The sequence below is a fragment of the Rhizobium sp. 18055 genome (assembly GCF_902706285.1).
In the GTDB taxonomy this organism is placed as follows: Bacteria; Pseudomonadota; Alphaproteobacteria; order Rhizobiales; family Rhizobiaceae; genus Rhizobium.
The window spans coordinates 204,883-228,864 of record NZ_CACSKD010000001.1; the positions used below are offsets into that span (position 1 = coordinate 204,883).

Here is a 23,982-nt window from a genome sequence, read left to right on the forward strand (position 1 = left end):
TCACTCTTTGGAACAATAGCATCCAAACGACCGCCGCTTGACGATCGTCAACGCAGTTTGATGTTCTCTGACAATTTTGCGGACTCCTGTACAATTTCGCCCTGCGCAAGACTGTTAGAGTCTGCTGATAAAAACCTTGGTCGCGAAGGCGTAGATGTCTGTAAACCCGGTCCACAGCAACCAGTACATGGATTACCTGAAGGTCAGGCAGGCAGCGACCATTGTGGCCACGGTGCTGGACAAGGGCATTGTGACAGCCACGCGCCTGACGCGCGCAGCGCCGAACCACGGACTTGTCGGGCAGCATTCCACCGAAGACGCCTTCATGATGTCGGTGCAATTGCACGACTATCAGGGGGATCTCTGGGTTGACGGCAAGGCCGTGACATTTCCGCGGGCCCGCAAGGGCAACTTCACCCTCTACGACTATAACAGGCTCTGGCAGGCCAACATGAAATCGGCATTCGACTGCGTCAACTTTCACATACCGCGGATGGCGCTCGCCGCACTGTCGGAGGACCTCGGCGGCAAACAGGTGGAGACCCTGAACGTGCGCCCGGGCGCCGACACCGATGACGCGACGGTTCGCGGCCTTGTCAACGCCCTGCTACCCGCTCTCAACCAGCCGGAGCGCGCAAGCCGCCTGTTTGTCGATCACTTGGGGCTCGCACTGTCCGCCCACATGGCAATCACCTATGGCGAAGCGCGAAAGCTTGTCCCGGTTCACACCGGCGGCCTCGCTCCCTGGCAGCTTAGCCGGGCCACCGAAATGATGGAAGCCAATCTGGATGGCGAGCTTTCGCTCTCCGATCTTGCCGCAGCATGCGCCCTATCTCCCGCCTATTTTGCCAGGGCATTCAAAGCCTCGACCGGCATTCCACCCTATCGCTGGATGCTGGTCAGGCGCATCGAACGCGCCACGCATCTGATGCGCACCACGACCTTGCCGCTGAGCGAGATCGGCACGGCCTGTGGCTTCGGCGATCAAAGCCATTTCTCCAGAAGCTTTTCCAAGATGATGGGAGATCCGCCAGCGACATGGCGACGCGAGCGGGGGAAGATCGAAGCGAGCTGAACGGTCCAGTTCCCGAGCGCCAGCTTCAAGGCATCGCCTGTTGTGCGCTGACGATCGAAAGCGGACTAAAGCCTTCGATTGTGTTTGCGCCAGGCGCCAGGAGACTGCCGGGCAATCTGCGAGAACACTCTGGTCATGTGGCTCTGGTCGGCAAATCCGCAGGCGATGGCGATTTCGGCGAGCGGCAGGTCCTTCTGCAGCATTTCCTTTGCCTTGCCCACGCGGTATTCGGTCAGCCAACGGTATGGCGTCCGGCCGAACGTCTGCCTGAAGGACTTGATGAAATAGCTTCTGGACAGCTGACAAACGGCAGCCAGTTCGGCGATCGTGAATGCCTCGGTGACATGCGCGGCGAGGAAATCCGTCGCCTGTCGTTCCTGCCAAGGCGCCAACACGCCTTTTTTGCGTGGTGGGAAATGCAGGCCGCCATAGGTCTGGGTGAGATGCGTCAGCAATGCCAGGTTGATCTGATCGAGGAACAGCCGGCTGGTCTGCAAAGGCGCATCAAGTGCAGGAAGAAGCGCCTGAGCCAACCCGAGAATCACATCGTCCGTCGTTCCGGGCGGACATTCGAAGCCGGCAAAATCCGGCCGCCCGACCTCCGACACGAAATCGCGAAGATGCGAGAACGGGATGTGGAAACGCAGATTGTCGAATGGTGACCGATGGTGGCACTGCCACCCCTCACGGAGATCGGTAATCGCAAGCGCGCCCTTGGCGTGGCCGCCCTCGTAAACCAGCTCACCGCCCCGCCACAGGCGATGCGACTGGAAATCCATCAGTTGCACGATGACGCCGAAAGCATCGGCGCAGGGAATGGCCGGGCTTGGATTTAGGTCGAAGTCGTCATAGCTGGTGCGCGTGATGACGATGTCGGACACCGTCATGCTGGACAGACGGGGCGCAGGGACGTCTTCGGAAAGCCTCTGTCGCAGCTGTTCTGTCAAAGGCCCCTCGCGAGCTTCAAACCTCGATGGCCCGTCGGGCTTGACGGGCTTGTGCATCATACAGCGACTTTGGTAAAAAACATCGGAAATTTTTACAAAAAGACTATTGCGGACTCCACGCTGTAGGCGGACGTGCCTGAGGTGGGGCGCAGAACATCACTGCAATCCACGCAGGCGCCATCCGGCGGGCGTCAAGCCGGTCTCTCTGAGGAAAACCTTGTTAAAATGGCTCTGGTCCGAAAAGCCGCACTCCTTTGCAATGGTGACCAGGGCCATGGCGCGGTCGGCGAGCAGTTCCTTGGCTCTTTCGACCCTGACCTGGATCAGCCATTGATGGGGCGTGGAGCCGGTTGCATGCTTGAAGCTTTGCGAGAAATGGCCGGCCGATAGGCCTGTCTGTGCGGCAATGGCGGCAACACGGATGTCATGGCTCAAATTATCGACCATGAACTCCTTGGCAGCCTTCTCCTCCCAAACGGAAAGCATGGCGTTCCCGCTCTGGCTCCGCTGCGGTGCGCTGCTATAGGTGTGCAGCAAGTGCGCGCAGATCGCGATTGCAATGTGCTGGAGTGCCGCCGGCGCTGTTTGCCCGACGCCGCGCAGGAGCGGCAGCAACGCGGCGCCCAGATTGCGCATGACAGCATCGAGTTCGCCTCGCCTGCATCTCAGGTCCCGCGGGGCCGCGTCGGGTGCCATCTCCGACAATTCTTCGAACAGTGTTTGCGGCAGGACGAAGCCGAGGGCGTCCAGGCTGCTATGAAGGCAGATCGAAGCACCTTGCGCGAGATCTACGAGACAGATCGAGCCGCTGCGGTAGTGGATCAGCTGCGCCTGCTGACCGTTGTCAGCGATGTCGCAATGGTGGGCATCCTTCAGGTAGAGCATGAGGAAATAGCCCCGCTCTGCTGGCAGGTCGACGGTGAAGGTCTGACCTTTCTCGACTTCGCGTTGCAGATGGGTGACCGAGAATAGCGCGGCTCTGATCGGCTTCAGCGTCAGACATGGAGCGTGCGTCAAGCCGAAATGCTGGCCTACGCTTTGTTCAGTTGCTCCGACATCATACACGGCAATCCCCCCAGCTGGCGCACTCGATACTGGGCCTCTCAAGAAAGCCAGCCTATTTCAGCATGCGCCACGAGACAATAGTGAACAGTCGCTATGTATTGATCACCATAGGCACTCAGCGCTCGGCTTGTCTCGACCGAGGATTGCAGGTTTTTCGGCTGCAATCTTGAACCGGGCGATTGCCATTTGTCGTTTCCGGTCGCATCCGGAGCGATTGGAGCGATTGGAGCGATTGGAGCGATTGTCAGCGTTCATGCTGCAACGGTCAAAAGCAGCACCCGGAATTACGACCAAATATAAGTCAAAAAACTCCAATTCCTGGGAGCCCTTGTCGTCGAGTCTCAATGTAAGCCACCCGTGTTCCCGGTCTTCTGTTGCGCCAACTCCTCACCTTCCGAAATCATTCGTAATAGCCGCACTGATTTTTTCTGTCATCATCCCGTTTTGCGATTATTTTTCAATGATTTTATCGCGATCTTTACTTGCTTTTATTCAAACCATTACTCACCGCAGATATATATGCTTGCCGCTACAATGTTTATATGCGAGCGTTTACGCCTTCAAAGTGGGGGTAAACATTCATGTTCTCCGAATTGAAAGCAATTCCAAATCCCTGGTGCGATGTTTGCGTCGTTGGGGCCGGCCCTGTCGGAATTGCGCTCGCCCTTGCGCTTGCCGATAGCGGATTGAACACGCTGTTGGTTGAGTCCGGGGGCAATCGCCCGGACAAGCTCAGCCGCGAGCTTTCAACACTTGCATCTTACAACAACGACTACCATCACTCGTCAGAGGCGACCGTCGTCAGGGCAATCGGCGGAACCTCGTTGCGGTGGGGCGGCCGGTGCGTCGAGTATGATGATCTTGATTTCGAACCGCGAGACCATGTTGCCGATGCGGCATGGCCAATCGGCCACGATGTCCTCAAGCCTTTTTACGCAGCAGCGAGATCGATGCTGACCGCGGATTACGAGGATCGGCCTGCCGCGGACATCGCTGATCGTGACCTGACACTGTCGCGTGAAAGCTGGACCCGCACACCCAATGCCGCCCGGGTCCATCGCAAGCGGCTTCGAGAGCACCGCCGCCTGATTGTCATCCGGCATGCAACAGCAAGCCGCTTGCATTTCGATGCGGAAGGATCACGGCTATCGGCGTTGACCGTTGTCGGCAGGGCAATGAGCAGCCAGATAGCGGCGCCGCTTTTTGTCTTTGCCGCAGGTGGGCGCGAAAACACGCGCCTCCTGCTTGAGTTGCAGCGGCGATTTTCCAGCCTTTTCGGCGGCGTCGGCGGTCCGCTTGGACGCTACTACATGGGTCACTTGACCGGCGAAATTGCGACGATCACTTTTTCATCCAGTTCACGCGCGGAACGCTTTCTATTCAAGCGCGCCGCAACCGGCTCTATTGTTCGAGACCGCTTCATGCCGACGGCGGAGCTACAAAAACAGCATCGCCTTCTCAATATCGCCATGTGGCCGGACAGTTTGCGACCGGACGAGATTATCGCCGGTAACGGCGCGGTGTCGCTGTTTCACATGGCAAGACATCTCATCCGGCGCGCGCGAGATCCGATATTCAGCCATACGGTAGCAGCGTCCGAAGCCACCAGCGCACATTTCCGCAATATCGCGGCCCACCCGGTCCAGACGGTTTACGAAAGCTCGCGCTTGCTCGCGGGCAGGCTATTGTCGCCAGCCTACTACCCCCAGTTCTCCTTCGTGTCGCCGACCAATTCGTACCTGTTGCGCTATCATGCGGAGCACAGTCCCCTGGCCGAGAGCCGCGTAACCTTAGCAAGCGCAAAAGACGACAATGGCAGTCATCGGCTGGACGTCGATTTTCGTTATGCGCCAGAGGACTACACATCTGTGGTCAGGGGCCATGATCTGCTCGCTGATTTCCTGTCGAGAACAAACCTTGGAACATTGGCCTTCATGAAGCCGAGAGACATGTGCGCGGAATGGGTCGCCGGCCAGGCGTTGGACGGCTACCACCAGATTGGTTTGACGCGAATGTCGCTGGATCGAGCCCATGGCATCGTGGACAGCAACTGCAAGGTTCATGACATCAGCAACCTCTACATCGCTGGCAGCTCGGTTTTTCCGACATCAAGCCAGGCAAATCCGACCCTGCCGGCTGTCGCTATGGCGCTCAGATTGGCTAGCCATCTCGCCGAGCTTGCCCAACGTTCTCCAATGCATGCAGAAACATCCGCGTCGGGCAGGAACGGGATCGCGCTGTCAGGATAAACACGCGCGCCTTCGGCGCAGTAAAGCCGCACCTTCCCGGTCGTGAGTATTTCCAACTGAGCCTCCCCTTCGTCTCCCATGGAAGCCGATCAGCGACCCGAGCCCAAAGATCACCTGGGGCAGCGCACCACATACGATTTTCCGACATTCTGCGACGGAAAAAAAGGCTGACGATGCAACCGAGCGCGTTGTGTCGATGCCCGTCCTTCTTACCTTCTATTCATGCGCACTTGCCGCCGATTTGTGCAAACGCCTAGATCAATCAGCATTGTACCCTCCAAACACGAAACAGCCCCAGTTAAAGCGATTTCGTATATTGGCTAGAATATCCTGTTAACCAATTCGTCTTCGGTTCCGGGATATCCAACTGCACCCTAACTCACTGAAATCGCACCACTCCAATGCAGCCGTTGTGATCAAGGCCGATTGCTATTCCCTATTCAGGACAATGGGTTGCGCCAAAATCAGTTTTCATTGTATAAAATGATCAAAATTTTGATGCGCGGAATAAATTGAGGATTCCATAGATGGCTGTCGGCAAAGGGTTGAAGCACAAGACAATGGCGGAAGCTGCCGCTGAGGAAATCCGCGACCGGATTCTCGGCGGAATCTATGCTCCCGGCATGCGGCTGCGCCAGGATATTCTCGCGACCGAATTCGGAATGAGCCGGATTCCGATCCGGGAAGCGCTCGTGCTTCTTGAGAGCGAAGGCATTTTGAACATCCTCCCCCATAAAGGGGCAGTCGTCGCCGAGCTCTCCACCGAGGAGATCGAGGAACTGTTCAACATTCGCATCCTGCTGGAACCATTTCTGTTAAAGCGGTCGGCTCCTTATCTGACTCCGGCTGATTTCACCCGTCTGGAAAAAAACCTCGACAAGTACGAGACGGCAATGGACGCGGTCGATGTTAACGCTTGGAACGTACTGAACACCGAGTTCCACATGACAATCTACAAGCATGCTCGAAGCCCGCGGGTGGTTTCGACGGTGCAAAGCCTTCTGGCGGAATGCGACCGCCACACCAGAATTCAGCTGTCTAACATCACCGCCGATAGAAATCGGGCCGTCGAGGAGCACAAAACACTGCTCAAGCTCTGCAGGGAGGGCAAGTTCGACGAGGGTGCGAAGCTGATGCACGATCACATCGATCATATTCGGACCGTGCTTGTCGAACTTCTCCAGGATCGGCACGAGAGCGTGAGCACGAAGAACTACGGAAAAGTGCTTTCCCTCGCTTCGGACGACTGATGGCCCCACCCGACCGTCGTTGAATTCAGCGGCTACCTGTCGTGAGCAACAGAAATAGCTGTTGCGTCGATCGTGTGCATATTTTATACAATATTAAACCTATCGTATGACCGCGCTCCTTTTGGGAGCCTTTGGGGAATAATGACACCAATTCCGGCGAGTGCACGTCCCAGACAGGTGGACGGACTGGTCAATCTGAGCCTGGCGGAAGTCGAAGCGCTTACTCGTCAGGTCCTTGTTCATCACCAATTGGCACCGACCCACTCGGACGCACTCACCGACATCATCGTTGCCGCTGAGCGCGATGAATGCGCCTCGCACGGCGTCTACCGCCTGGCGGGCCTTGTTCGCACCATGAACTCCGGCAAGGTCAACCTATCTGCCACGCCTCACGTTCGCACGGACGAGACTTCGATCGTTCGGGTGGACGCCGATGGTGGCTTCTCACCGCTGGCCTTCAATATGGGAGCGCCCGAACTGGCGAAGAAGGCGCACCGGCACGGTATTGCGGCAATGGCAATCAATCGGTGCGTGCACTTTACAGCACTGTGGCCGGAAGTTGAGGCCCTCGCCGACCAGGGAATTGTCTCGCTTGCGATGACGCCAAGCCACAGCTGGGTTGCGCCCGCCGGTGGAAAGAGGCCTCTTTTCGGCACCAATCCCTTCGCCTTCGGCTGGCCACGACTTCACGGCAACCCTTACGTATTCGATTTCGCCACCAGCATGGTGGCACGAGGAGAAGTTGAACTCCATCGCCAGAACGGCAAGCCGATTCCACCTGGATGGGCGCTCGATCCCGATGGCAATCCAACCACGGATGCGAGCCTCGCGATGGCCGGGGCGCTCCTCACGTTCGGCGGACACAAGGGCTCGGCGCTTTCCACAATGATCGAACTTTTGGCCGGCCCACTCATCGGAGACCTGACGAGCGCGGAGTCGGCGGACTTTGACGGCGGCGCCAAGGCAGCGCCCTATCACGGTGAACTGATTATTGCGCTATCGCCGGATGTCTTTCTTGGCGAGGCAAAGTCTGAATACCTGCAGCGAGCGGAAACCCTCTTGGCCGACATTGTGTCACAAGGTGCGAGGCTGCCGTCTCAGCGCAGGTTCGAAGCACGCGAGCGCACTGTGAGCGATGGCGTCTGGCTGACACGCATCCAGTACGACATCATCAAAACGCTGATTTAAGCGGCGGCGCTAAACCGTCGGCCAAAAGAAAAAAGGGCGCGGGACCCTCGGTTCCGCGCCCTTCTTGCGTCTTGATATCCAGCTTATGTGCGGCCGACCGAAAACAGTGGCGCGCCCAGACGAGCGAGATCGACATCGATCCCGAGACCGGCACCTGTTGGCGCCGAACCAAAACCCTCAGACGAGCGCGGCGTATAGTTCGCAAGGTGGCCGTCCGTCCAGTCATTGAAGAACGGAGTCATCAGTAGCGATTCCGGACGGGTGGTGGCGGCAACATGGCTGGTCGCGGCGGTGATGATGTCACCTCCCCACATGTCTTCGACGGAAACCGCCATGTTCAGATCCTGAAGAAGATCGCGCGCCTTGACGACGTTCGTCAGCCCGCCAAGTTTCCCGAACTTCAGATTGATCGAAACGGCATTCGCTTCGTACTTTGCGCGAAACACTTCGTCGTTGTTGACGATCGATTCGTCCAGCACGAGTGGCAATCCGGACCCCCGATGGGCCAGTATGCAGTCGGCCGTCGATCGGCATGGCTGCTCCACGTAAACGGCAAGGCCCGCCATTCCCTGGATGGCGAGTTTGGCAGCAGCGAGCGACCACCCGCCATTGGAGTCTGCGACAATAATCGTTTTGCCGTCGCCGGCTTCAACGCTGGCGCGCGTTCTGGCAATGTCGTCGAACGGATTGTTGCCCACCTTGAGCTGGAAGCGATTGATGCCATTCGCTCGCCGTGACCTGATAAACTCGCCCATAGCCTCTGGCGTATCCAGCGGTACGGCTTCGTAAATTGGGAAGCGCTCGTTGATGACCCCGCCGATGAGGGCAGAGATCGGTCGATCGAGGCTCTTGCCAAGAATATCCCAGCACGCGATGTCGATCGGGCTTTTGGCAAACTCCTGGCCCATCAACGTGGCATTCATGACGCGATTGACCTTGCCGATATTGGCCGGATCGACGCCTAACAGCGCCTCGCCCAGGTCTTTCAATGCCGTTCGTATTCCCTCGGGGAAAGTCGGGAGATACACCTTGCCGAGAGTGGTGATTTCACCCCATCCATCAATGCCTTCGTCGGTGCGAACGCGGACGACGGTTCCGTCCTCCGTGGCTGCCACGCGGTCGCCAGACATGATGTACGTCCCGTGAGCGTAGCCGACTTTATATCGGAACACGTCGAGCCCGATGATTTTCATTGTGATACCTTTCAAATTTCCCAAGAGCCCGAACGCATGCATTCCCTGGCTGCATTAGACCGAACGGAGCATGTGGGCTGCCCCATCAGACTCTCGCAATGTGTACATTGTATAAAATATCCACCAAGATTTGCAATTGAAAACTTGTGATGGCGCGCTGCTTTACGTGGCGTTTACCCGCCATGCGTAAATTATACAATATCCAATTCGGAAGGGGAGAAGTTTGTGGCAAAAATTTTGGGTACACTGTCGGCAAAGCTGATGGTCGGCATGGGCAGCGCAACAGTGCTTGTATTGGGCGGCGCGATTGTCGCATCGGGCATACAGAGTAGCGAGCGAACGAAAGAGGCTGTTTATCGCGAGGCACAATCGACGGCTGGCGAAGTGGCCTCCACCGTGACGCAGGACATTCGTGCGCTTTCTTCGGCAGTATCGACGATGAACGCAGCGCTTGGCGCAGCGCACGATAGCAACGTCCTGGATCGACCTATGGTACTGGCGATGATGAAGTCGATCGTCACTCGGTACGATTTGGCTTTTGGTGTCACGTTCATCGAGGAGGATGGCGCCTGGGATGGCATGAAGGGTGCCACTCTGGTCGGCAACAATCCGGCAGGCGACTTCGCTTCGTACTGGAGTAAGGAGACCGGGCCGCTGACGTTCACGGCCGTCCCCACGACGCGTGACGATCCCTGGTACAAGGTGCCCGCGACAACTTTGCAGCCAACGTTGACCGAGCCGTTCGTCTACGATTCCGGCACGAAGAAGATCACGATGACCACGATCGCATACCCCGTGGTCGCCACGGGAGGCAAGCTCCTTGGCGTGGGCAGTTTCGATGTGAACCTGGAGACGCTCTCAAATGCGGTAGCCAACATGCGCCCGTTCGGCGAGGGGCACGTAATGTTGGTCTCCGGAGCCGGCTCGTGGCTCGCGACACCGGATGCCAGCACGTTCATGACACCCTACAAAGGTGCGGGAGAGCAGGAGCTTCGGGAAGCCCTCACCTCCGGAAAACCCCAGACACTTCATGATTTTTCAACAAGCTCCGGCTCCGTGGAGCGGATCATCTACCCCTTTGCAATCCCGGGCTTGAACACAAGCTGGGCTGCAATCGTGGACGTTCCGACCAAGGTTATTGCCGCGCCTATCCAGTCGCAATTGATGATGTTGCTGAGCGCTGGCGCGCTCATCGTTGGCGTCATGCTGGCCGCTTTGTATAGCGCCACGACCATGATCGTGCGTCGTCCCCTCAATTCCTTGCTCTCGAGCGTCGAGGGCCTGAAGCGGGGAAATCTCGATATCCCGGTATCCGGGCAACAACGGAACGATGAAATCGGCCACCTTTCGACCTCACTCGACGGGTTCCGGGTGGCCCTGCTGCGGGGGCGCACGATTGAGAGCGATGCGGCCTCGGAGCGGACAGCCACCGAGGAAGAACGACAACAGATTGAAATCTCCCGCGAAGCTGCACGAGCCGAACAGGAACAGGTCGTTAGAGCCATATCCCAGGCATTGAACCAGCTTTCTTCCGGAAACCTGACCTTCGAAGTGTCGAATGTTTTCCCTGAAAAATTCGAGTCCCTTCGAAATGACTTCAACACCGCTGTGGAACAGTTGCACCAATCCCTGTCTGCCGTGGCACGGTCGACGTCGATGATCGATGGTGGCATCAATGAAATCAGCCACAGCTCTGATGACCTCTCGCGTCGGACGGAGCAACAAGCAGCGTCTCTGGAAGAGACCGCAGCAGCGCTCAACGAAATCACGGTCAACCTCGCCAATGCGGCTCAGCGCGCCGAGGATGCTCGTTCGGTTGCAATCCACGCAAACGAGAGTGCGAAAGTGTCGGGCTCGGTCGTGGCGGGCGCCATCGACGCGATGGGACGGATCGAAAGATCTTCTGCAACGATCTCGAATATCGTTGGCGTCATCGACGAGATTGCGTTCCAGACCAACCTGCTGGCGCTCAACGCAGGGGTCGAAGCTGCGCGTGCCGGTGACGCCGGCAAGGGCTTTGCTGTTGTTGCGCAAGAGGTAAGAGAGCTAGCTCAGCGATCTGCCAAGGCGGCCAAGGAGATCAAGGAGCTGATCCGCAACTCCAACGTCGAGGTCGAGAGTGGCGTCCGGCTGGTGAGCGACACCGGAGAGGCACTCACGACCATCGAGGCTTATATTGTTGAAATCAACAAGCATATGGAAGCAATCGTCGTCTCTGCCCAAGAACAGTCGGCCGGACTTTCGGAGGTCAACACAGCCGTCAATCACATGGACCAGTTCATGCAGCAGAATGCGGCCATGGTCGAAGAAACCAACGCAGCAGGGCTGTCATTGGCGGACGAGGCTGGTCAGTTGAGGCAGCTCGTGTCTCGGTTCCAACTGCGCGATCTGCCTACCTCTTCCAGCGATGGACATAAAAATCCAAGGACGGTTGCGCGCGACAGCGGACCGTACACCCTCGTTCGCGACATGAGGCGAGCTGGCTAGATCAACATTAACGAGACGAACGGCAATCATTCCCGGCTGCGGTGGCCATCGCAGCCGGGGATGTCCCGGTAGCTGACAACTCGTGCAAAGCCACACCACCGTCTTGGCAATTTGCTCGATCTGGCGTGCAACAACTCAGGACAGGGCAAATATTCTCACTTCCCTGTCGATGCCCTGGAGTTGCTCCATCCGGGAATTCGATGTGACGCCGCTCGCGCGCAATATCTTTGAAACTTCCGCATTTTCGACAATCCCCTCTGTGGTCAGGATCACATAGGGGTCGGCAAGTCCCTGTACGCGCGAGGCAATATTGACGGTCTGGCCAAAGTAGTCCTGGCGGTCGTTCAGATTGACGGCAAGGCACGGTCCTTCATGTATCCCGATCTTCAGCAGAAGGTCATCGCTGCCGCGTTCGACATTCAACCGGAGCATTTCCTCGCGCATGCGCAACGCGGCCGCCACGGCGCGGTCTGGGCTCGGGAAAGTCGCCATCACTGCGTCGCCAATGGTCTTCACGACCGCGCCGGCTTCCGCGGCAACGATCTGATGAAGAACCCTGAAGTGCGCCCGCACGAGATCGAAAGCGGCAAGATCGCCAACACGCTCGTAGAGGGCAGTGGAGCCCCGCAAATCGGTGAACAGGAACGTCAGGCTGGTGATCTTGAGGCGCTGATCGACATCAAGCGTGTCTGTCCGATAGATATCGCGGAAGCTCTGGTTTGTCAGCAAGCGCTTGGCTGTCAGAAAGGGCCGGCGGCGGCCAAGTAAGTCGTGCAGCTCGGTGCCTGCGACACAGACATTTGGTATCACTCTGCGATCCGTATGGTTCTCCAGCGCGAGCCGCAACGAGCCCGGACGGAAGGTGAGTGTCTCGTTCGACCCTGACCCCTCGCTGATGACCATCGAGACATTCTGACGCTCGTCAGTCGGCTCGCCCGTCACGTCGATAAACTGCGCAGAATGTGTCACTGCATCGAAGACGATGATGAATTGCTGAGGAAGCTGGATCGTGACGAAAGCCTTTTCGCCCGGACCCAATTCGATCATTTCCAAAAGAACCCGCGCAAACCTCGCCTCGAGATCCTCTGGCAGGTCCACTCCCGAGCTGAAAAATATCTGCCGGTAGTACTCAAGCGGCGGAAGCCTATCGGGGTCGTGCGCAGCGATCCGGCGCACTCTAGGACTGACCGTGAATGTCACCTCAACCATCTCATCGAGGGTCGGCTCGTATCCGGCTGCGCAGAGCGCACAATGGTACGTTTCCTGATCGACCGATTTCAGCGTTGCCCCCGTTTCAAGGACCCCACCGCAGCCTGGGCACAGGACGTTCCAGGTCATCTCGAACAGGCCTGCGCGGGCTGCATGCAAAAACGCTGCAATGGTTTTCTCGTCATCGAGATCATGCGTTTTAGCGAAGGCAAGCACATTGATGCGGTTGAGATCGCGATCGGAACCACGCAGGACCAGTTCCTCTATGCGCGCAACCGTCTGCGGGTCGGCGGCAGGTCGCAGCGCTGCAAAAAGCACGTCAATTTCGGTCATGACACAGGTCTCTGTGTACAAAAAGCCAAGGCGGACGACGCCGGTCTGCCTAGATTATAACACGAAAATTCATGATCGAAATCTCGCGTTTGGTGCCGCCTCGTTTCGAAGCAATGGCCCCGAGTTTGCACAATCCGCCTCTCTGCCGGCATCCGCCGTGGCCCGCGCGCTACCCGAGCCCGGGATACACGACGATCACGCCGGTTCAAATTTTTGTGGGCCTTACCGAGCTTGTTCGAACTTGAAAATCGCACCGACGCGCACAGATATGTCATCGCGTCCGTCCGGATGGCGAGGAAGATAGTATGACATTTCAATTGAATAGGACGTTTGGCTCCGAAGAGCTGAACGTGATCGAGGCGGTCCTGCGTGATTGGTGCGGCAGACATGACGTTGCGAGGACGTCGGCAGATGGCGTTCTGGCGGGCGCAGTTCTCGTCAGTCTGTTCCAGGCCGGAAACATTACCGTTCCGGCTCTGACGAAGGCGGCTGGAAATCACAAATGGCTCTCGGAATTCGGCGGATAGCCTATTGCCCGTGTGAGCACGGCTCCACTGTGGACGCCGCGCTCCAGTGCCCGCGAACGACCATCGGGATACGTCACCGGCGTCCAATATGGGAACTACCTCCTTCAGAAATCGTTGTGGTTCTATCTTGGCAGGCAAGCCTGCCGGGGTACACCCGGATTGGCTGCGGCTGAGGGTTGGAGCGAGAAAGGGCGAAGACAAGGCCCTCGCCCATCGATGGTCATCGACGAAAGTGACGCGTTCGCCGAAAACCATCGCAGACACCATCTCGATTGGCGTCGTCTATCCCGGGGAGCAGAACCGCTAGTGTCACATTGGGCTTTTCTGCTCGAACCAGCGTTCGTGTTTGCAGGAACAAAAGCACTGGACACAAGTTGACCTGCCGCAACGACGAACGCCATAGGAGGACAACATGGCTACGCAAAAAACGCTCAACGGCCTATTTTTCGATACGCTGAAGGACATCTACTTTGCAGAGAAGCAGATTCTGAAGACATTGCCGAAGATGGCTCGAGCGGCCCAGTCGGAAGAGGGCAAGGCTGGGTTCCTGCAGCATCGCGACGAAACACAGGGTCATATCGAACGCCTTGAACAGGTCTTCGAAATTCTCGGCAAACCGGCCCGCGGCAAAACCTGCGAAGCGATCCAAGGCATCATCGCAGAAGGCGAAGAGATCATCGAGGATTTCAAGGGCTCCATTGCGCTCGATGCCGGACTGATCTCGTCTGCTCAAGCGGTGGAACACTACGAGATGGCACGCTATGGCACATTGATTGCCTGGGCGGAGCAACTCGGCCTCAAGGACGCCGTCCCGCTCCTCAGGGCAAATCTCACAGAGGAAGAAGCGACGGACAAGAAACTGACGAAGCTCGCTCAGTCCCAGGCCAATTCCAAGGCAGCAAAAGCTGCGTGAGCAATCCAATGATCGGAGCGGTCGCCACGGCGGCCGCTTCTGCAACGTCATTCAGTTTCCATCGAGCCATTCATTGCGGAACGTTAGACTGGATACCGACACCGGCCGTCCGCTTTCGTCTCTTACGGTGACCGAAATCGTCGCATGATCACAGGTCGGAAGTTCATCGCGGGCAATCTCCAGCAATATCTTGGCCACCTCGGTGGGTATGCCCGCCCGAGAACTGAGCTCAGTCCCATGCTCGTCTTTCAGCGGGCCATCACCATTGTGAAGATCAAAGTAGTACCGGCTCATCCACTTACCTCTTGGTTTTGAAATGCATAAGCTCCACAGGCAACGAAGGTTCCGCCGCACACGACGATATCGCGATCTGCCTGCAACCACTTGAACGGAACGACCATGATTGATGTTCTGCTGCTGAATTTGAGAAGTCGCGACACGGTATCCGCGGCGGAGATTGCCCGGCTGCAAGAGGTCATCGTCAAGGAGCGCACTTTCAGCGTCGGCGAGGATATCGTCGTTGAAGGGTCGCGGCCAGGCTACAGCACGTTGATGCTCGAAGGACTGTCGGCCCGTTACAAGCATATGGCCGATGGCTCCAGGCAGATCACGTCGCTTCAGGTGCCCGGCGACTTCGTCGATCTCCACGCCTTCCTGTTGCGCAAACTCGACCACGGGATCGTCGCACTGTCACCTTGTCGGGTCGCGTTTGCCGACCATTCCGACTTGCGCAAGACGACCGAGACAATGCCGCACCTGACACGTCTGCTGTGGCTGAACACCCTGATCGATGCGGCGATCAATCGGGAGTGGATTTCATCGATGGGCCGGCGCTCCAAGCGCGCCCACATCGCACACCTGATCTGCGAACTCTACGTGCGGCTGAAAACCGTCGATCGCGTTGACGTCTGGTCGTTTCAGCTTCCCCTGACCCAATCGGAACTGGCAGACGTCATCGGCATTTCGCTCGTGCACGTCAACAAGACCCTGCAGGCCCTGAAACGCGAGAACGTCTTCAGTTGGGAAAACAAGACGCTGACAATCATCGACTGGGAGCGGCTGAAAGCCATTGCCGAATTTGATGACACGTATCTCAGTCTTTCCGTCGAGCCCCGATGAAAATGCTGGATCAGGATCTGGCAAAAGGTTCGACCACCCCTGTCTATCGCGGCTCCGAGCGCTTCATGGTCGGCATTGGCATATTTGATCAATTTATAGAGATAAGCGCAAAAATATTGGCCAACTTGTCATAGTTTATTGCGGCGATCGTGGCTCGGTATAGCCTCCCAGGCAACGAGACCGTAGGAGGAGCCGACGGTGGCGGAAAAGATCAGGATGAGCTTTACCAAGGATCAGAGGCAGGAGGCATTCGAGAATACCGACAGGCACTTCAGGCAGAAGGACCTGACTGAAAGGCAGAGCCGGGAGGAAAAAACCCGCAGGCTCCGCGCCGCCAGGCTGGCTGCCGGTGAACAGAGCGATGAGCGATCCTGAAGCTGGAGATCATCGCCGCGAGTGATCTGTATACGATGATGGCCACGTCTGCGTTGGCCATCCACGTCTCTGTCGAAACCATGGGAGGTTTGATAATGCCGATCGAGAACTGGGAGAAGCCGATAGAAATAATTTCGGGCAAACGTGAGAGCGTCGTCGTCACCGGCCCGTTCGATGCCGTGATCTGCCTCTCCGACGGATGGCCCGAGATGAGAAGCGCAAGCTTCATCGCAGCCAGAACGGCTTGTCGCGCAGCGCTTGCCGGCAGGGCGACCGCCGAAGAAGCACGCCGATGTTTCCTGGCCGCCGTCGAAGAGGCAAAACTGACGCAGCACTGATCGCCCTGCGCTGCGACGGCGAAGTCATCGGTACCGGCACCTCTCGAACCTAGAGAGAGGGCGATGAGTGGCATAGTCGACTGACACCGCTGGATCATCCGGGCGTGGCGATGTCAGCATGGAACCGCGTGCATCAGCATCTCTTGAGCCAAGCCCCCGAAACAAAGCGACATCGGCAGACGCCGATGTCGCTTTGTTTCGGGGGCTTGGCGCTAGATCCTGTTCGCCTGTGTCAGCCCAACAAGGCCAGCAACGAGGATGCCGCGTCCGACGAAGTGTCCTCCGCGTCACTGGTCGTGGCTGAGGCGTCCTGGGAAACGCTATCCGAGGAAGAACCGGATGCACTGACAACCGCCGTCAGGGCCTCAGCCTGTGCTGACGTCATGGCATTGATCTGGGCAGGCGTGAACGCCTCGGCCTGGGCTATGGTCAGGCCGGAAAGCGCTTTCGTGCTCAGTCCGGAAATCGCACCCGAACTCAGGGCGATGATATTCTCCGGAGAGAAGGCCGCGAGATCGTCGGCGCCGAGAGCGGCGGCCTGCACGATGGTGAGAGCGCCGACCTGCGACGTCGAGAACGATCCGATCTGGGTGCTGGTCATGGCCGTTATCTGGCTATAGCCGAGGGACGCCACCTGGCTGGTCGTCAATGCGGCGATATAGCTCGACGACAGCGTGCTGACGAGCCCCGTATTCAGGCCCTTGATCGAGCTTGAGCCTATCGCGGCAAGCTCTTCCGTGGAGAATGTCTGCAGCTGGGCCGTCGTGAGGCCGGCAAGCCCTGTCGAACTCAAGGCGGCAATCTGGCTGATCGACAGTGAATCGACCTGCTCGGTGCTGAGAGCTTTGAGCTGGGCGCTGGTCAGGCCGGCGATTGCTGCCGTTCCCAGCGCTGCGATCTCATCATCGGGGAGCGATGCAATGAAGGCCGTCGGCAAGCCTTTCATCGCAGCAGAGCTGATCACCGCGAGCTTGGCCGGCGTCAATGTGTCCAGACCATCTGCCGTGAGGCCGGCAAACGCATCGGAACTCAAGGCGGCGACCTGGCTGGTCGATAGTCGTTCCATTTGATCGACACTCAGGGCGGCTGCCTGCGCGCTGCCCAGGCCGGCGATACCCTTGGTGCTCAGCGCGGCGATCTGATCGGCAGACAGGGTTGCGATATCAGCCGTCGTGAACGCCGCGATCTGGGCCGAGCCGAAGGCGCCAATTTGCGCCGTCGACAGGGCCTCGATCTGATCTGTGCCCAGTGCCGCGATCTGGGCGATGGACAGACCGGCTATGCCGGCCGTGCTCAGCGCCGCGATCTGGTCGGGCGAAAGCGATGCGACGGTAGCGGCAGACAGTCCAGAGATCGCGACCGAGCTGATCGCTGCGATCTCTGTCGTGGTGAAGCTGTCGAGGTCGTCTGTTCCAAGCGCTGCGATCTGCTTCGAGCTGAGGACACCAATCTGGTCGCTCGTCAGGCCCTCGACCTGATCTGCGCTCAACGCGGCAACCTGGTCGGTGGTGAGGCCCGATATGGCGGCCGTGCTCAGCACCGCGATCTGCGACGCAGAAAGCGATGCTATCGCCGTTGACGACAATCCCGAGATCGCCGCAGAGCTGATCGCCGCGATGTCGGTGATGCTGAAGGTTTCGAGATCATCTGCGCCAAGGGCCGCGATCTGTTTCGAACCGAGCGCGCCGACCTGCGCTGCGGTCAGCGCTTCCACCTGATCGGTACGCAGCGCAGCGATCTGGCCGGTCGAAAGCCCGGGGATAGCCGCCGCGTTGATGGCCGAGACCTGATCGGCGGACAGCGCCGCGATGTCGTCGGTGCGAAGGGCGGCCACCTGCTTTGAGCTGAGGGCGCCGATCTGGGCGGTGGTCAACGCTTCGACCTGGACGGTGCTGAGGGCGCCGATCTGGCTGGTGGTCAGGCCGGCAATGCCTGTCGGACCGAAGGCGGCGATCTGGTCTGCCGACAACGAGGCGAATACAGTCGGTGACAATCCCGAGATGGCAGCCGAGCTGATGGCAGCGATATCCGCGGTGCTGAAGCTGTCCAGATCGTCCGCCCCGAGGGCAGCAATCTGTTTCGAGCCGAGGGCCGCGACCTGTGTTGTGGTCAATGCCTCGGCCTGATCGGTGCTCAGCGCCGCGATGTGGTCGCTGCTCAGGCCGGCGATGCCTGCCGTACTCAGGGCGGCGATCTGGAGCGTCGTCAAAGCCGCGATACCCGCGGTGCCGAAGGCGGCCACCTGTTTCGAACTGAGGGCGCTGATCTGCACCGTGGACAGCGCCGCAATCTGATCCGACGACAAGGCGGCGATCTGGCCGCTGGCCATGCCCGATATGCCGGTCGCGCTCAAGGCCGCAGTCTGATCCGCCGTCAGCGACGCAATCGCTTCCGAGGACAGCCCCGGGACTGCATTCAGGTTGATTGCCGCTATATCGGCAGTCGAGAAGCGCGCCAGATCATCGGTTCCAAGGGCGGCTACCTGCTTGGAGCTCAACGACGCGATCTGCGTGCTGGTCAAAGCCTCCGCCTGGTCGGGATTGAGCGCGGCAATCTGGTCGGTGGTGAGGCCTGCAACGCCCGCCGCGCTGAATGCAGCCACCTGGGCTGTCGTCAACGATGCTATATCGTCGGTTCCAAGGGCGGCAACCTGTTTAGAGCCTAGCGCGCGGAGCTGGGCGGTGGTCATTGCGTCCACCTGGTCGCCGCTCAGCACTCCGATGAGGTCGGCGCTCAATCCGGCCAAGCCGGCGGTGCTGAGCGCCGCCACCTGGTTGGTGGTCAGCGATGAGACGGCGTCCGATGTCAATCCGGCAATGGCACCGGAGCTGATGGATGCGATGCCCTTGGTGGACAATGTCGCTATGTCGTCGGCCCCGAGCGCTGCGGTCTGCTTCGAGCTCAGAGCGCCGATCTGGGCGGTGGTCAGTGCGGCCACCTGGTCGGTGCGCAATGCGGCGATCTGTTTGGTTCCCAGCCCAGTGATGGCGCCAACGCTGAAGGCGGCGACCTGGCTTGTCGTCAGAGCCGCGACCGTATCCGTCGACAGACCCGGGATCGCACTCGAGCCGATCGCAGCCATCTCCTTGGTTGAGAAGGTTGCCACGTCCGCGGACGACAGTGCCGCAAGCTGCGCGGAACTGAGGGCGCCGATCTGGGTGCTGGTCAGCGCCTCAGCCTGGGCGGTGCTCAGCGCCGCAAGCTGGCGGGTGCTCAGGCCGCTGATGCCGGCTTTGCTCAAGGCGGCGATCTGGGCGGTGGAAAGAGCGCTGATGGTATCTGTCGACAGGCCTGATATCGCGGTCGAGGTAATCGCTGCGATGTCCTTGGTCGAGAAGGTTGCGACGTCGTCGGACCCCAGTACGCCAAGCTGCGCGGAGCTGAGAGTACCGACCTGGGTGGTGGTCAAAGCTTCGGCCTGGGCGGTGCTGAGGGCAGCCATCTGCTGGGAGTTAAGGCCGGTAACACCTGACGCCGTCAGGGCGGCGACCTGGGCCGTCGATAGCACAGCGAGATCGTCCGTGCCCAAAGCTGCGACCTGGGCCGACGTCAATGCAGCAACCTGCTTGGTCGACAGGGTGGCGATCTGGCCGCTGCTGAACGCGGCGATCTGGCTGCTCGAAAGACCAGCAACGCCCGTGACGCTCAGCGCCGCGACCTGCTTGGTAGAGAGCGAAGCAATGTCGTTGCTGTCGAGGCCGGCAACCTGCTTTGCGGCAAGTGCTGCGATCTGCGATGTGCTCAGCACGTGGATCTGATCGCTGTTCAGCGCCTGCATCTGATCGGAGGTCAGGCCGGTCATGGCCGACGTTCCCAAGGCTGCGATTTGCGCAGTCGATAGAACGGCGACGTTTTCGCCCAATGCTGCGATCTGCGTCGAGGTCAGCACCTTGACCTGCGCTGCGGAAAGAATACCGATCTGGTCGGTACCAAGCGCCTGGACCTGCAGGCTTGTCAGGCCTGCAATCGCACTGGTGCCCAGGGCAGCTGTTTGTTCGGCAGAGAGGTTGGCGACGGCATCCGTGGTCAAGCCGGCGATGGCCTTGCTGGCAATCGCCGCAATGTCGGCAGTGGAGAATGTGGCAATATCCTCAGCGTCCAAGGCAGCGAGCTGAGTCGATGTCAGCGCGGCCACCTGTGCCGGCGAAAGGGTCTCGACCTGCGAGGCACTCAAGGCGCCGATCTGCAGGCTCGTCAGGCTTGCAACGGCGCTGGTGGTCAAGGCGGCGATCTGGTCGTCGGACAGCGCCTCGACAGCATCGGCACTCAGGCCCGGCATGGCCTTGTTGGAGATTGCCGCCATGTCGGCTGTCGAAAACGTTGCAATGTCATCGGCGCCCAATGCCGCCAATTGCACCGAACTCAACACTTTCACCTGCGTCGATGACAAGGCCTCGACCTGCAAAGTGCTCATCGCATCGATCTGCAGGCTTGTCAGGGTTGCGACCGCACTGGTGCTCAAGGCGGAAATCTGCGCGGTGCCGAGGCTGGCGATGATGTCGGCGCTCAAGCCCGGCACAGCCTTGCTGGTGATCGCCGCAATATCGGCGGTCGAGAACATTGCGATGTCGCCGGGCTCCAAGGCAGCCAGTTGCAGCGACGTTAGCGACATCACTTGCAAGGGTGACAATGCCTCGACCTGCGCGGTGCCGAGCGCTTCGATCTGAAGGCTGCTCAGGCTTGCGACCGAGGTCGTGCTCAGGGCGGCGACCTGGGCCGTGGACAGGACTGCAATCTGGTCAGCGCCCAGCGCGGCAACCTGCGAGGTCTTCAGCGCGCCGATCTGGCCCGTCGTGAATGCGGCGATCTGATCGCTCGACAAGGAGGCGAGGCTCAGGCCCGGTATTGCCTTGCTGGAGAGCGCTGCGATATCGGCCGTCGAGAAGGTCGCTATGTTTTCGTCGCTCAGCGCCGCCAATTGCACCGACGTCAAGGACGTCACCTGCGCTGCCGAAAGTGCCTCGACCTGACTGGTCGATAGCACCGCCAGTTGCGTCGTTTTCAGGCCGCTGATCTGGGCCGTGGTAAGGGAGGCGATCTGGCCGCTTGAGAAGGAGGCGATGATATCGGTGCTCAGGCCTGGTATGGCCTTGATGGTGATCGCCGCAATATCGGCGGTCGAGAAGGTCGCGATGTCATCGACGTCGAGCACCCCGATCTGCGCCGAGGTCAGCGCCGTGACCTGTGCGGGCGTCAAGGCTTCGACCTGTTCGGCGCTAAGAGCCTGAATCTGCGCGGTGGAAAGCAATGCAACCGCGCCGGTGCCGAGCGCCGCGATCTGGCCCGTGGACAGCGATGCGAGGATCTCGGTTGTCAGCCCTGGTATGGCCTTGCTGGTAATTGCCGCGATGTCGGCGGACGAGAATGTCGCGATGTGGTCGGCGTCCAGCGCCAGAAGCTGCGTAGAACTCAGCGCCTTCACCTGTTCCGGCAGCAGCGCTTCGACCTGCTCGGTGCCCATGGCGGCAAGCTGGGACGTCGCGAGAACGCCGATCTGCGCCGTCGTCAAAGCGGCGACCTGGGCGGTGGAAAGCGACGCCACAGTGAGGCCGGCCATCGCTTTGGTTGAAATCGCGGCAATATCGGCAGTGGAGAAGGCTGCGATGTCATCGTCGCCAAGCGCGGCGATCTGCAACGAGCTCAGATATTTAACCTGGGTTGACGACAGCGCCTCGACCTGCTCGACGCTGAGCGCGCCGATCTGGTCGCTCGTCAAGCTCGCAACCGCGATGCTGTTCAGGGAAGCGACCTGCGCGGTCGACAGCACTTCGATCTGCCCGCCCCCCAAAGCCGCGACCTGCTGCGAGTTCAGCGCCATGACCTGCGCCGAGGAAAAGGCGCCGATCTGATCGGCGCCCAGCGCTTCGATCTGGCCACTCGTCAGGTTGGCAATCGCGCTGGTGCTCAGGACGGCGATCTGTGCGGGCGACAGGGCCGCGATGGCGTCCGTGCTCAAGCCCTGCATGGCCTTGTTGGAAATCGCGGCAAGGCCAGCCGTCGAGAATGCGGATATGTCGTCGGCATCGACAAAGGCGAGCTGGCTCGAACCGAGCGCCTTGACCTGCGACTGCGACAGGGCCTGGAACTGCTCGTGGCTCAGCGCATCGATTTGCACGCCGGTGAGGTTTGCGACCGAACCGGTGGTCAGTGCTGCAACCTGGCTGGCAGACAGTGCCGGGATAGCATACGGGCTCAGCCCCGCAATGGCCTTGCTCGAAATCGCGGCGATATCGGCCGTCGAAAATGCGGCGATGTCATCGTCGTCGAGAGCTGCGATCTGCACCGACGTCAGCGCCTTGATCTGGGTGGGCGACAGGGCCTCCACCTGCGCAGCGCTCAACGCTTCGATCTGGCCGCTCGTCAGGCTCGATATCGTGGTGCTGCTCAAGGCCGCAATCTGAGCGGTCGACATGGCTTCGATCTGGATCCCGTCGAGCGCTGCCAGCTGCGCTGTCGTCAGGACGTTGGTCTGCGCTGTCGTCAGCGACGCAATCTGGGCGGTGGAAAGGTTTGCCAGCTGCAGGCCGCGGACAGCCTTGGTCGAGATGGCGGCAATATCGTCGGTCGAGAAGCTTGCAAGGGCATCGGTGCCGAGAGCGGCGAGCTGCGTCGAACTCAGCGACGCGACCTGTGTTTGCGACAGTGCCTCGACCTGTTCGACGGTCATGGCCTGGATCTGCGTGCTCGTCAGCCCGGCAACCGCGCCGGTGCTCAAGGCCGCAACCTGCTCGGTGGAAAGAGCCCCGATGACCTCGCTGCTCAAGCCCGTAACAGCCCGGCTGGTGATTGCGGCAATATCGTCCGTCGAGAAGGTGGCAATGTCGTCAGGGCCAAGGGCTGCGAGTTGCACCGTCGATAGAGCCTTGACCTGATTGGGCGTGAGGGCCTCCGATTGGGCCGTCGTAAGGCCGCTCAGCTGCGAGGTTGTCAGCGCAGAGACCTGGGTCGACGTCAGGCTTTCGATCGCGTATTTGTTCAGGGCGCTCAGCTGATCGAAGGTCAGGCCGACGATGGAGCCTTTGGCGATGGCGCCAATCTGTTGAGAACTGAGGGTTTCCACATCCTCGACATCCAGAGCCGCGATCTGGTCGGACGACAACGCCTTGACCTGGGCCGTTGAAAGCGAGGCAATATCTTCCGTTGTCCAAGCCGCGACTGCCGCCGGCGAAAGAGCCCTGATCTGAGTGACACTCAGCGTTAAAGCGATCGAAGTCATAATCCACCCATCCCGATTGCTAGATGGTCTCCTCCCAGACATCTGCAGCGAGCGGCATAGCCGCCGAGGCGCTGCGGGAAATTTGGTGGGAGCCCAGCATGTTGGGAATGGGATACGAAATCTGGCTTGCTCGAAGCTGAAGCTTTTGGGTGCGAACGTTGCGATTAAATCGGAATGGTTGCGTAAAAAACCTGCCAACGCCCTCGAGACGTCGAGCCTCTCGAGGCTCGTCGTTTATTCGCTAACCCTGACGGCAAACGGATTGAGTTACGACTGAAGAAACTTCATCAACCATATGATAATCTTTATCTATTCTGAGGTATTTCCGGGAAATACCCAGTTGGCCTTAGCGGCGATTGACCCATGACCATTGCCTTTAGGCGGACCTGCCTCGGCGACTGGCAGGGAGATTTTCCTCAGCAGTCACGGACGACCCGAACCGGACGAGACAGAGACCGCCATCGCTTTGATTCTCGACAAGCATCGAGTCGCTATGGA

General features: G+C 59.3%; 17 protein-coding genes. 11 read left to right on the forward strand and 6 right to left on the reverse strand.

Translation table 11 applies throughout. The features are described 5' to 3' along the window. Positions 1-154 precede the first annotated feature (154 nt). Entirely contained in the window at positions 155-1,075 is a 921-nt protein-coding gene (locus tag GVL52_RS00960; RefSeq protein WP_160003385.1) for a helix-turn-helix domain-containing protein, read from the forward strand. 65 nt (positions 1,076-1,140) lie between these two features. Here GVL52_RS00960 and GVL52_RS00965 read toward each other — a convergent pair whose 3' ends face one another. Continuing rightward, the gene (locus GVL52_RS00965) at positions 1,141-1,962 is read right to left on the reverse strand and encodes an AraC family transcriptional regulator (protein ID WP_160003966.1); all 822 of its coding nucleotides are present in this window, start codon (positions 1,960-1,962) and stop codon (positions 1,141-1,143) included. A gap of 216 nt (positions 1,963-2,178) precedes the next feature. Then, positions 2,179-3,039 (reverse strand): helix-turn-helix domain-containing protein, encoded by an 861-nt coding sequence (locus GVL52_RS00970; RefSeq protein ID WP_244619051.1) that lies wholly within the window; start codon positions 3,037-3,039, stop codon positions 2,179-2,181. Positions 3,040-3,668: 629 nt separating this feature from the next. Here GVL52_RS00970 and GVL52_RS00975 point away from each other — a divergent pair. The 3 genes from GVL52_RS00975 (at position 3,669) to GVL52_RS00985 (ending at position 7,774) form a co-directional block, all read left to right on the forward strand. Next, entirely contained in the window at positions 3,669-5,336 is a 1,668-nt protein-coding gene (locus GVL52_RS00975) for a GMC oxidoreductase (protein WP_160003387.1), read from the forward strand. Between the two features lie 527 nt (positions 5,337-5,863). Next, positions 5,864-6,586, forward strand: a complete 723-nt coding sequence (locus GVL52_RS00980) for a GntR family transcriptional regulator (RefSeq protein ID WP_160003388.1) — start codon at positions 5,864-5,866, stop codon at positions 6,584-6,586. A 177-nt stretch (positions 6,587-6,763) separates the two neighbouring features. Then, the gene (locus GVL52_RS00985) at positions 6,764-7,774 is read left to right on the forward strand and encodes an Ldh family oxidoreductase (RefSeq protein WP_200847750.1); all 1,011 of its coding nucleotides are present in this window, start codon (positions 6,764-6,766) and stop codon (positions 7,772-7,774) included. Between the two features lie 83 nt (positions 7,775-7,857). Here the strand turns inward: GVL52_RS00985 and GVL52_RS00990 are convergent, their stop codons facing one another. After that, complete coding sequence (locus GVL52_RS00990) at positions 7,858-8,967, reverse strand: mandelate racemase/muconate lactonizing enzyme family protein (protein ID WP_160003390.1); 1,110 nt, start codon at positions 8,965-8,967, stop codon at positions 7,858-7,860. Between the two features lie 225 nt (positions 8,968-9,192). Between GVL52_RS00990 and GVL52_RS00995 the strand changes: the two genes are divergently transcribed. After that, positions 9,193-11,454, forward strand: a complete 2,262-nt coding sequence (locus tag GVL52_RS00995) for a methyl-accepting chemotaxis protein (RefSeq protein ID WP_160003391.1) — start codon at positions 9,193-9,195, stop codon at positions 11,452-11,454. Positions 11,455-11,589: 135 nt separating this feature from the next. Here GVL52_RS00995 and GVL52_RS01000 read toward each other — a convergent pair whose 3' ends face one another. After that, entirely contained in the window at positions 11,590-12,996 is a 1,407-nt protein-coding gene (locus GVL52_RS01000) for an adenylate/guanylate cyclase domain-containing protein (protein ID WP_160003392.1), read from the reverse strand. Between the two features lie 305 nt (positions 12,997-13,301). On the opposite strand from GVL52_RS01000, the gene GVL52_RS01005 reads away from it, so the two are divergent. After that, positions 13,302-13,523: a hypothetical protein gene (locus GVL52_RS01005; RefSeq protein ID WP_160003393.1), complete on the forward strand. Its 222-nt coding sequence runs from the start codon at positions 13,302-13,304 to the stop codon at positions 13,521-13,523. A 412-nt stretch (positions 13,524-13,935) separates the two neighbouring features. After that, the gene (locus tag GVL52_RS01010) at positions 13,936-14,436 is read left to right on the forward strand and encodes a ferritin-like domain-containing protein (protein ID WP_160003394.1); all 501 of its coding nucleotides are present in this window, start codon (positions 13,936-13,938) and stop codon (positions 14,434-14,436) included. A gap of 51 nt (positions 14,437-14,487) precedes the next feature. Here the strand turns inward: GVL52_RS01010 and GVL52_RS01015 are convergent, their stop codons facing one another. Continuing rightward, positions 14,488-14,730: a hypothetical protein gene (locus GVL52_RS01015; RefSeq protein ID WP_160003395.1), complete on the reverse strand. Its 243-nt coding sequence runs from the start codon at positions 14,728-14,730 to the stop codon at positions 14,488-14,490. A gap of 105 nt (positions 14,731-14,835) precedes the next feature. On the opposite strand from GVL52_RS01015, the gene GVL52_RS01020 reads away from it, so the two are divergent. From GVL52_RS01020 to GVL52_RS01035, 4 genes are all read left to right on the forward strand, one after another. Beyond that, positions 14,836-15,555 carry a Crp/Fnr family transcriptional regulator gene (locus tag GVL52_RS01020; protein WP_160003396.1) on the forward strand — a complete coding sequence of 240 codons (720 nt, stop codon included), beginning with the start codon at positions 14,836-14,838 and terminating at the stop codon, positions 15,553-15,555. Beyond that, entirely contained in the window at positions 15,552-15,689 is a 138-nt protein-coding gene (locus tag GVL52_RS01025; RefSeq protein WP_160003397.1) for a hypothetical protein, read from the forward strand. Before GVL52_RS01020 ends, GVL52_RS01025 begins: the two co-directional genes overlap by 4 nt. 64 nt (positions 15,690-15,753) lie before the next feature. Continuing rightward, positions 15,754-15,930, forward strand: a complete 177-nt coding sequence (locus GVL52_RS01030; RefSeq protein ID WP_160003398.1) for a hypothetical protein — start codon at positions 15,754-15,756, stop codon at positions 15,928-15,930. Between the two features lie 95 nt (positions 15,931-16,025). Further along, positions 16,026-16,268, forward strand: coding sequence for a DUF982 domain-containing protein (locus tag GVL52_RS01035; RefSeq protein ID WP_160003399.1), 243 nt, complete (start codon positions 16,026-16,028; stop codon positions 16,266-16,268). 232 nt (positions 16,269-16,500) lie between these two features. Here the strand turns inward: GVL52_RS01035 and GVL52_RS01040 are convergent, their stop codons facing one another. After that, positions 16,501-23,484, reverse strand: coding sequence for an S-layer family protein (locus tag GVL52_RS01040; protein ID WP_160003400.1), 6,984 nt, complete (start codon positions 23,482-23,484; stop codon positions 16,501-16,503). Positions 23,485-23,982: the final 498 nt, after the last annotated feature.

What these genes read in the sequence shown, in the direction of transcription:
- GVL52_RS00960 (WP_160003385.1), top strand. Translation starts at nt 155, where the DNA reads ATGTCTGTAAACCCGGTCCACAGCAACCAGTACATGGATTACCTGAAG.
- GVL52_RS00965 (WP_160003966.1), bottom strand. Translation starts at nt 1,962, where the DNA reads ATGACGGTGTCCGACATCGTCATCACGCGCACCAGCTATGACGACTTC.
- GVL52_RS00975 (WP_160003387.1), top strand. Translation starts at nt 3,669, where the DNA reads ATGTTCTCCGAATTGAAAGCAATTCCAAATCCCTGGTGCGATGTTTGC.
- GVL52_RS00980 (WP_160003388.1), top strand. Translation starts at nt 5,864, where the DNA reads ATGGCTGTCGGCAAAGGGTTGAAGCACAAGACAATGGCGGAAGCTGCC.
- GVL52_RS00990 (WP_160003390.1), bottom strand. Translation starts at nt 8,967, where the DNA reads ATGAAAATCATCGGGCTCGACGTGTTCCGATATAAAGTCGGCTACGCT.
- GVL52_RS01000 (WP_160003392.1), bottom strand. Translation starts at nt 12,996, where the DNA reads ATGACCGAAATTGACGTGCTTTTTGCAGCGCTGCGACCTGCCGCCGAC.
- GVL52_RS01005 (WP_160003393.1), top strand. Translation starts at nt 13,302, where the DNA reads ATGACATTTCAATTGAATAGGACGTTTGGCTCCGAAGAGCTGAACGTG.
- GVL52_RS01010 (WP_160003394.1), top strand. Translation starts at nt 13,936, where the DNA reads ATGGCTACGCAAAAAACGCTCAACGGCCTATTTTTCGATACGCTGAAG.
- GVL52_RS01015 (WP_160003395.1), bottom strand. Translation starts at nt 14,730, where the DNA reads ATGAGCCGGTACTACTTTGATCTTCACAATGGTGATGGCCCGCTGAAA.
- GVL52_RS01020 (WP_160003396.1), top strand. Translation starts at nt 14,836, where the DNA reads ATGATTGATGTTCTGCTGCTGAATTTGAGAAGTCGCGACACGGTATCC.
- GVL52_RS01025 (WP_160003397.1), top strand. Translation starts at nt 15,552, where the DNA reads ATGAAAATGCTGGATCAGGATCTGGCAAAAGGTTCGACCACCCCTGTC.
- GVL52_RS01035 (WP_160003399.1), top strand. Translation starts at nt 16,026, where the DNA reads ATGCCGATCGAGAACTGGGAGAAGCCGATAGAAATAATTTCGGGCAAA.
- GVL52_RS01040 (WP_160003400.1), bottom strand. Translation starts at nt 23,484, where the DNA reads ATGACTTCGATCGCTTTAACGCTGAGTGTCACTCAGATCAGGGCTCTT.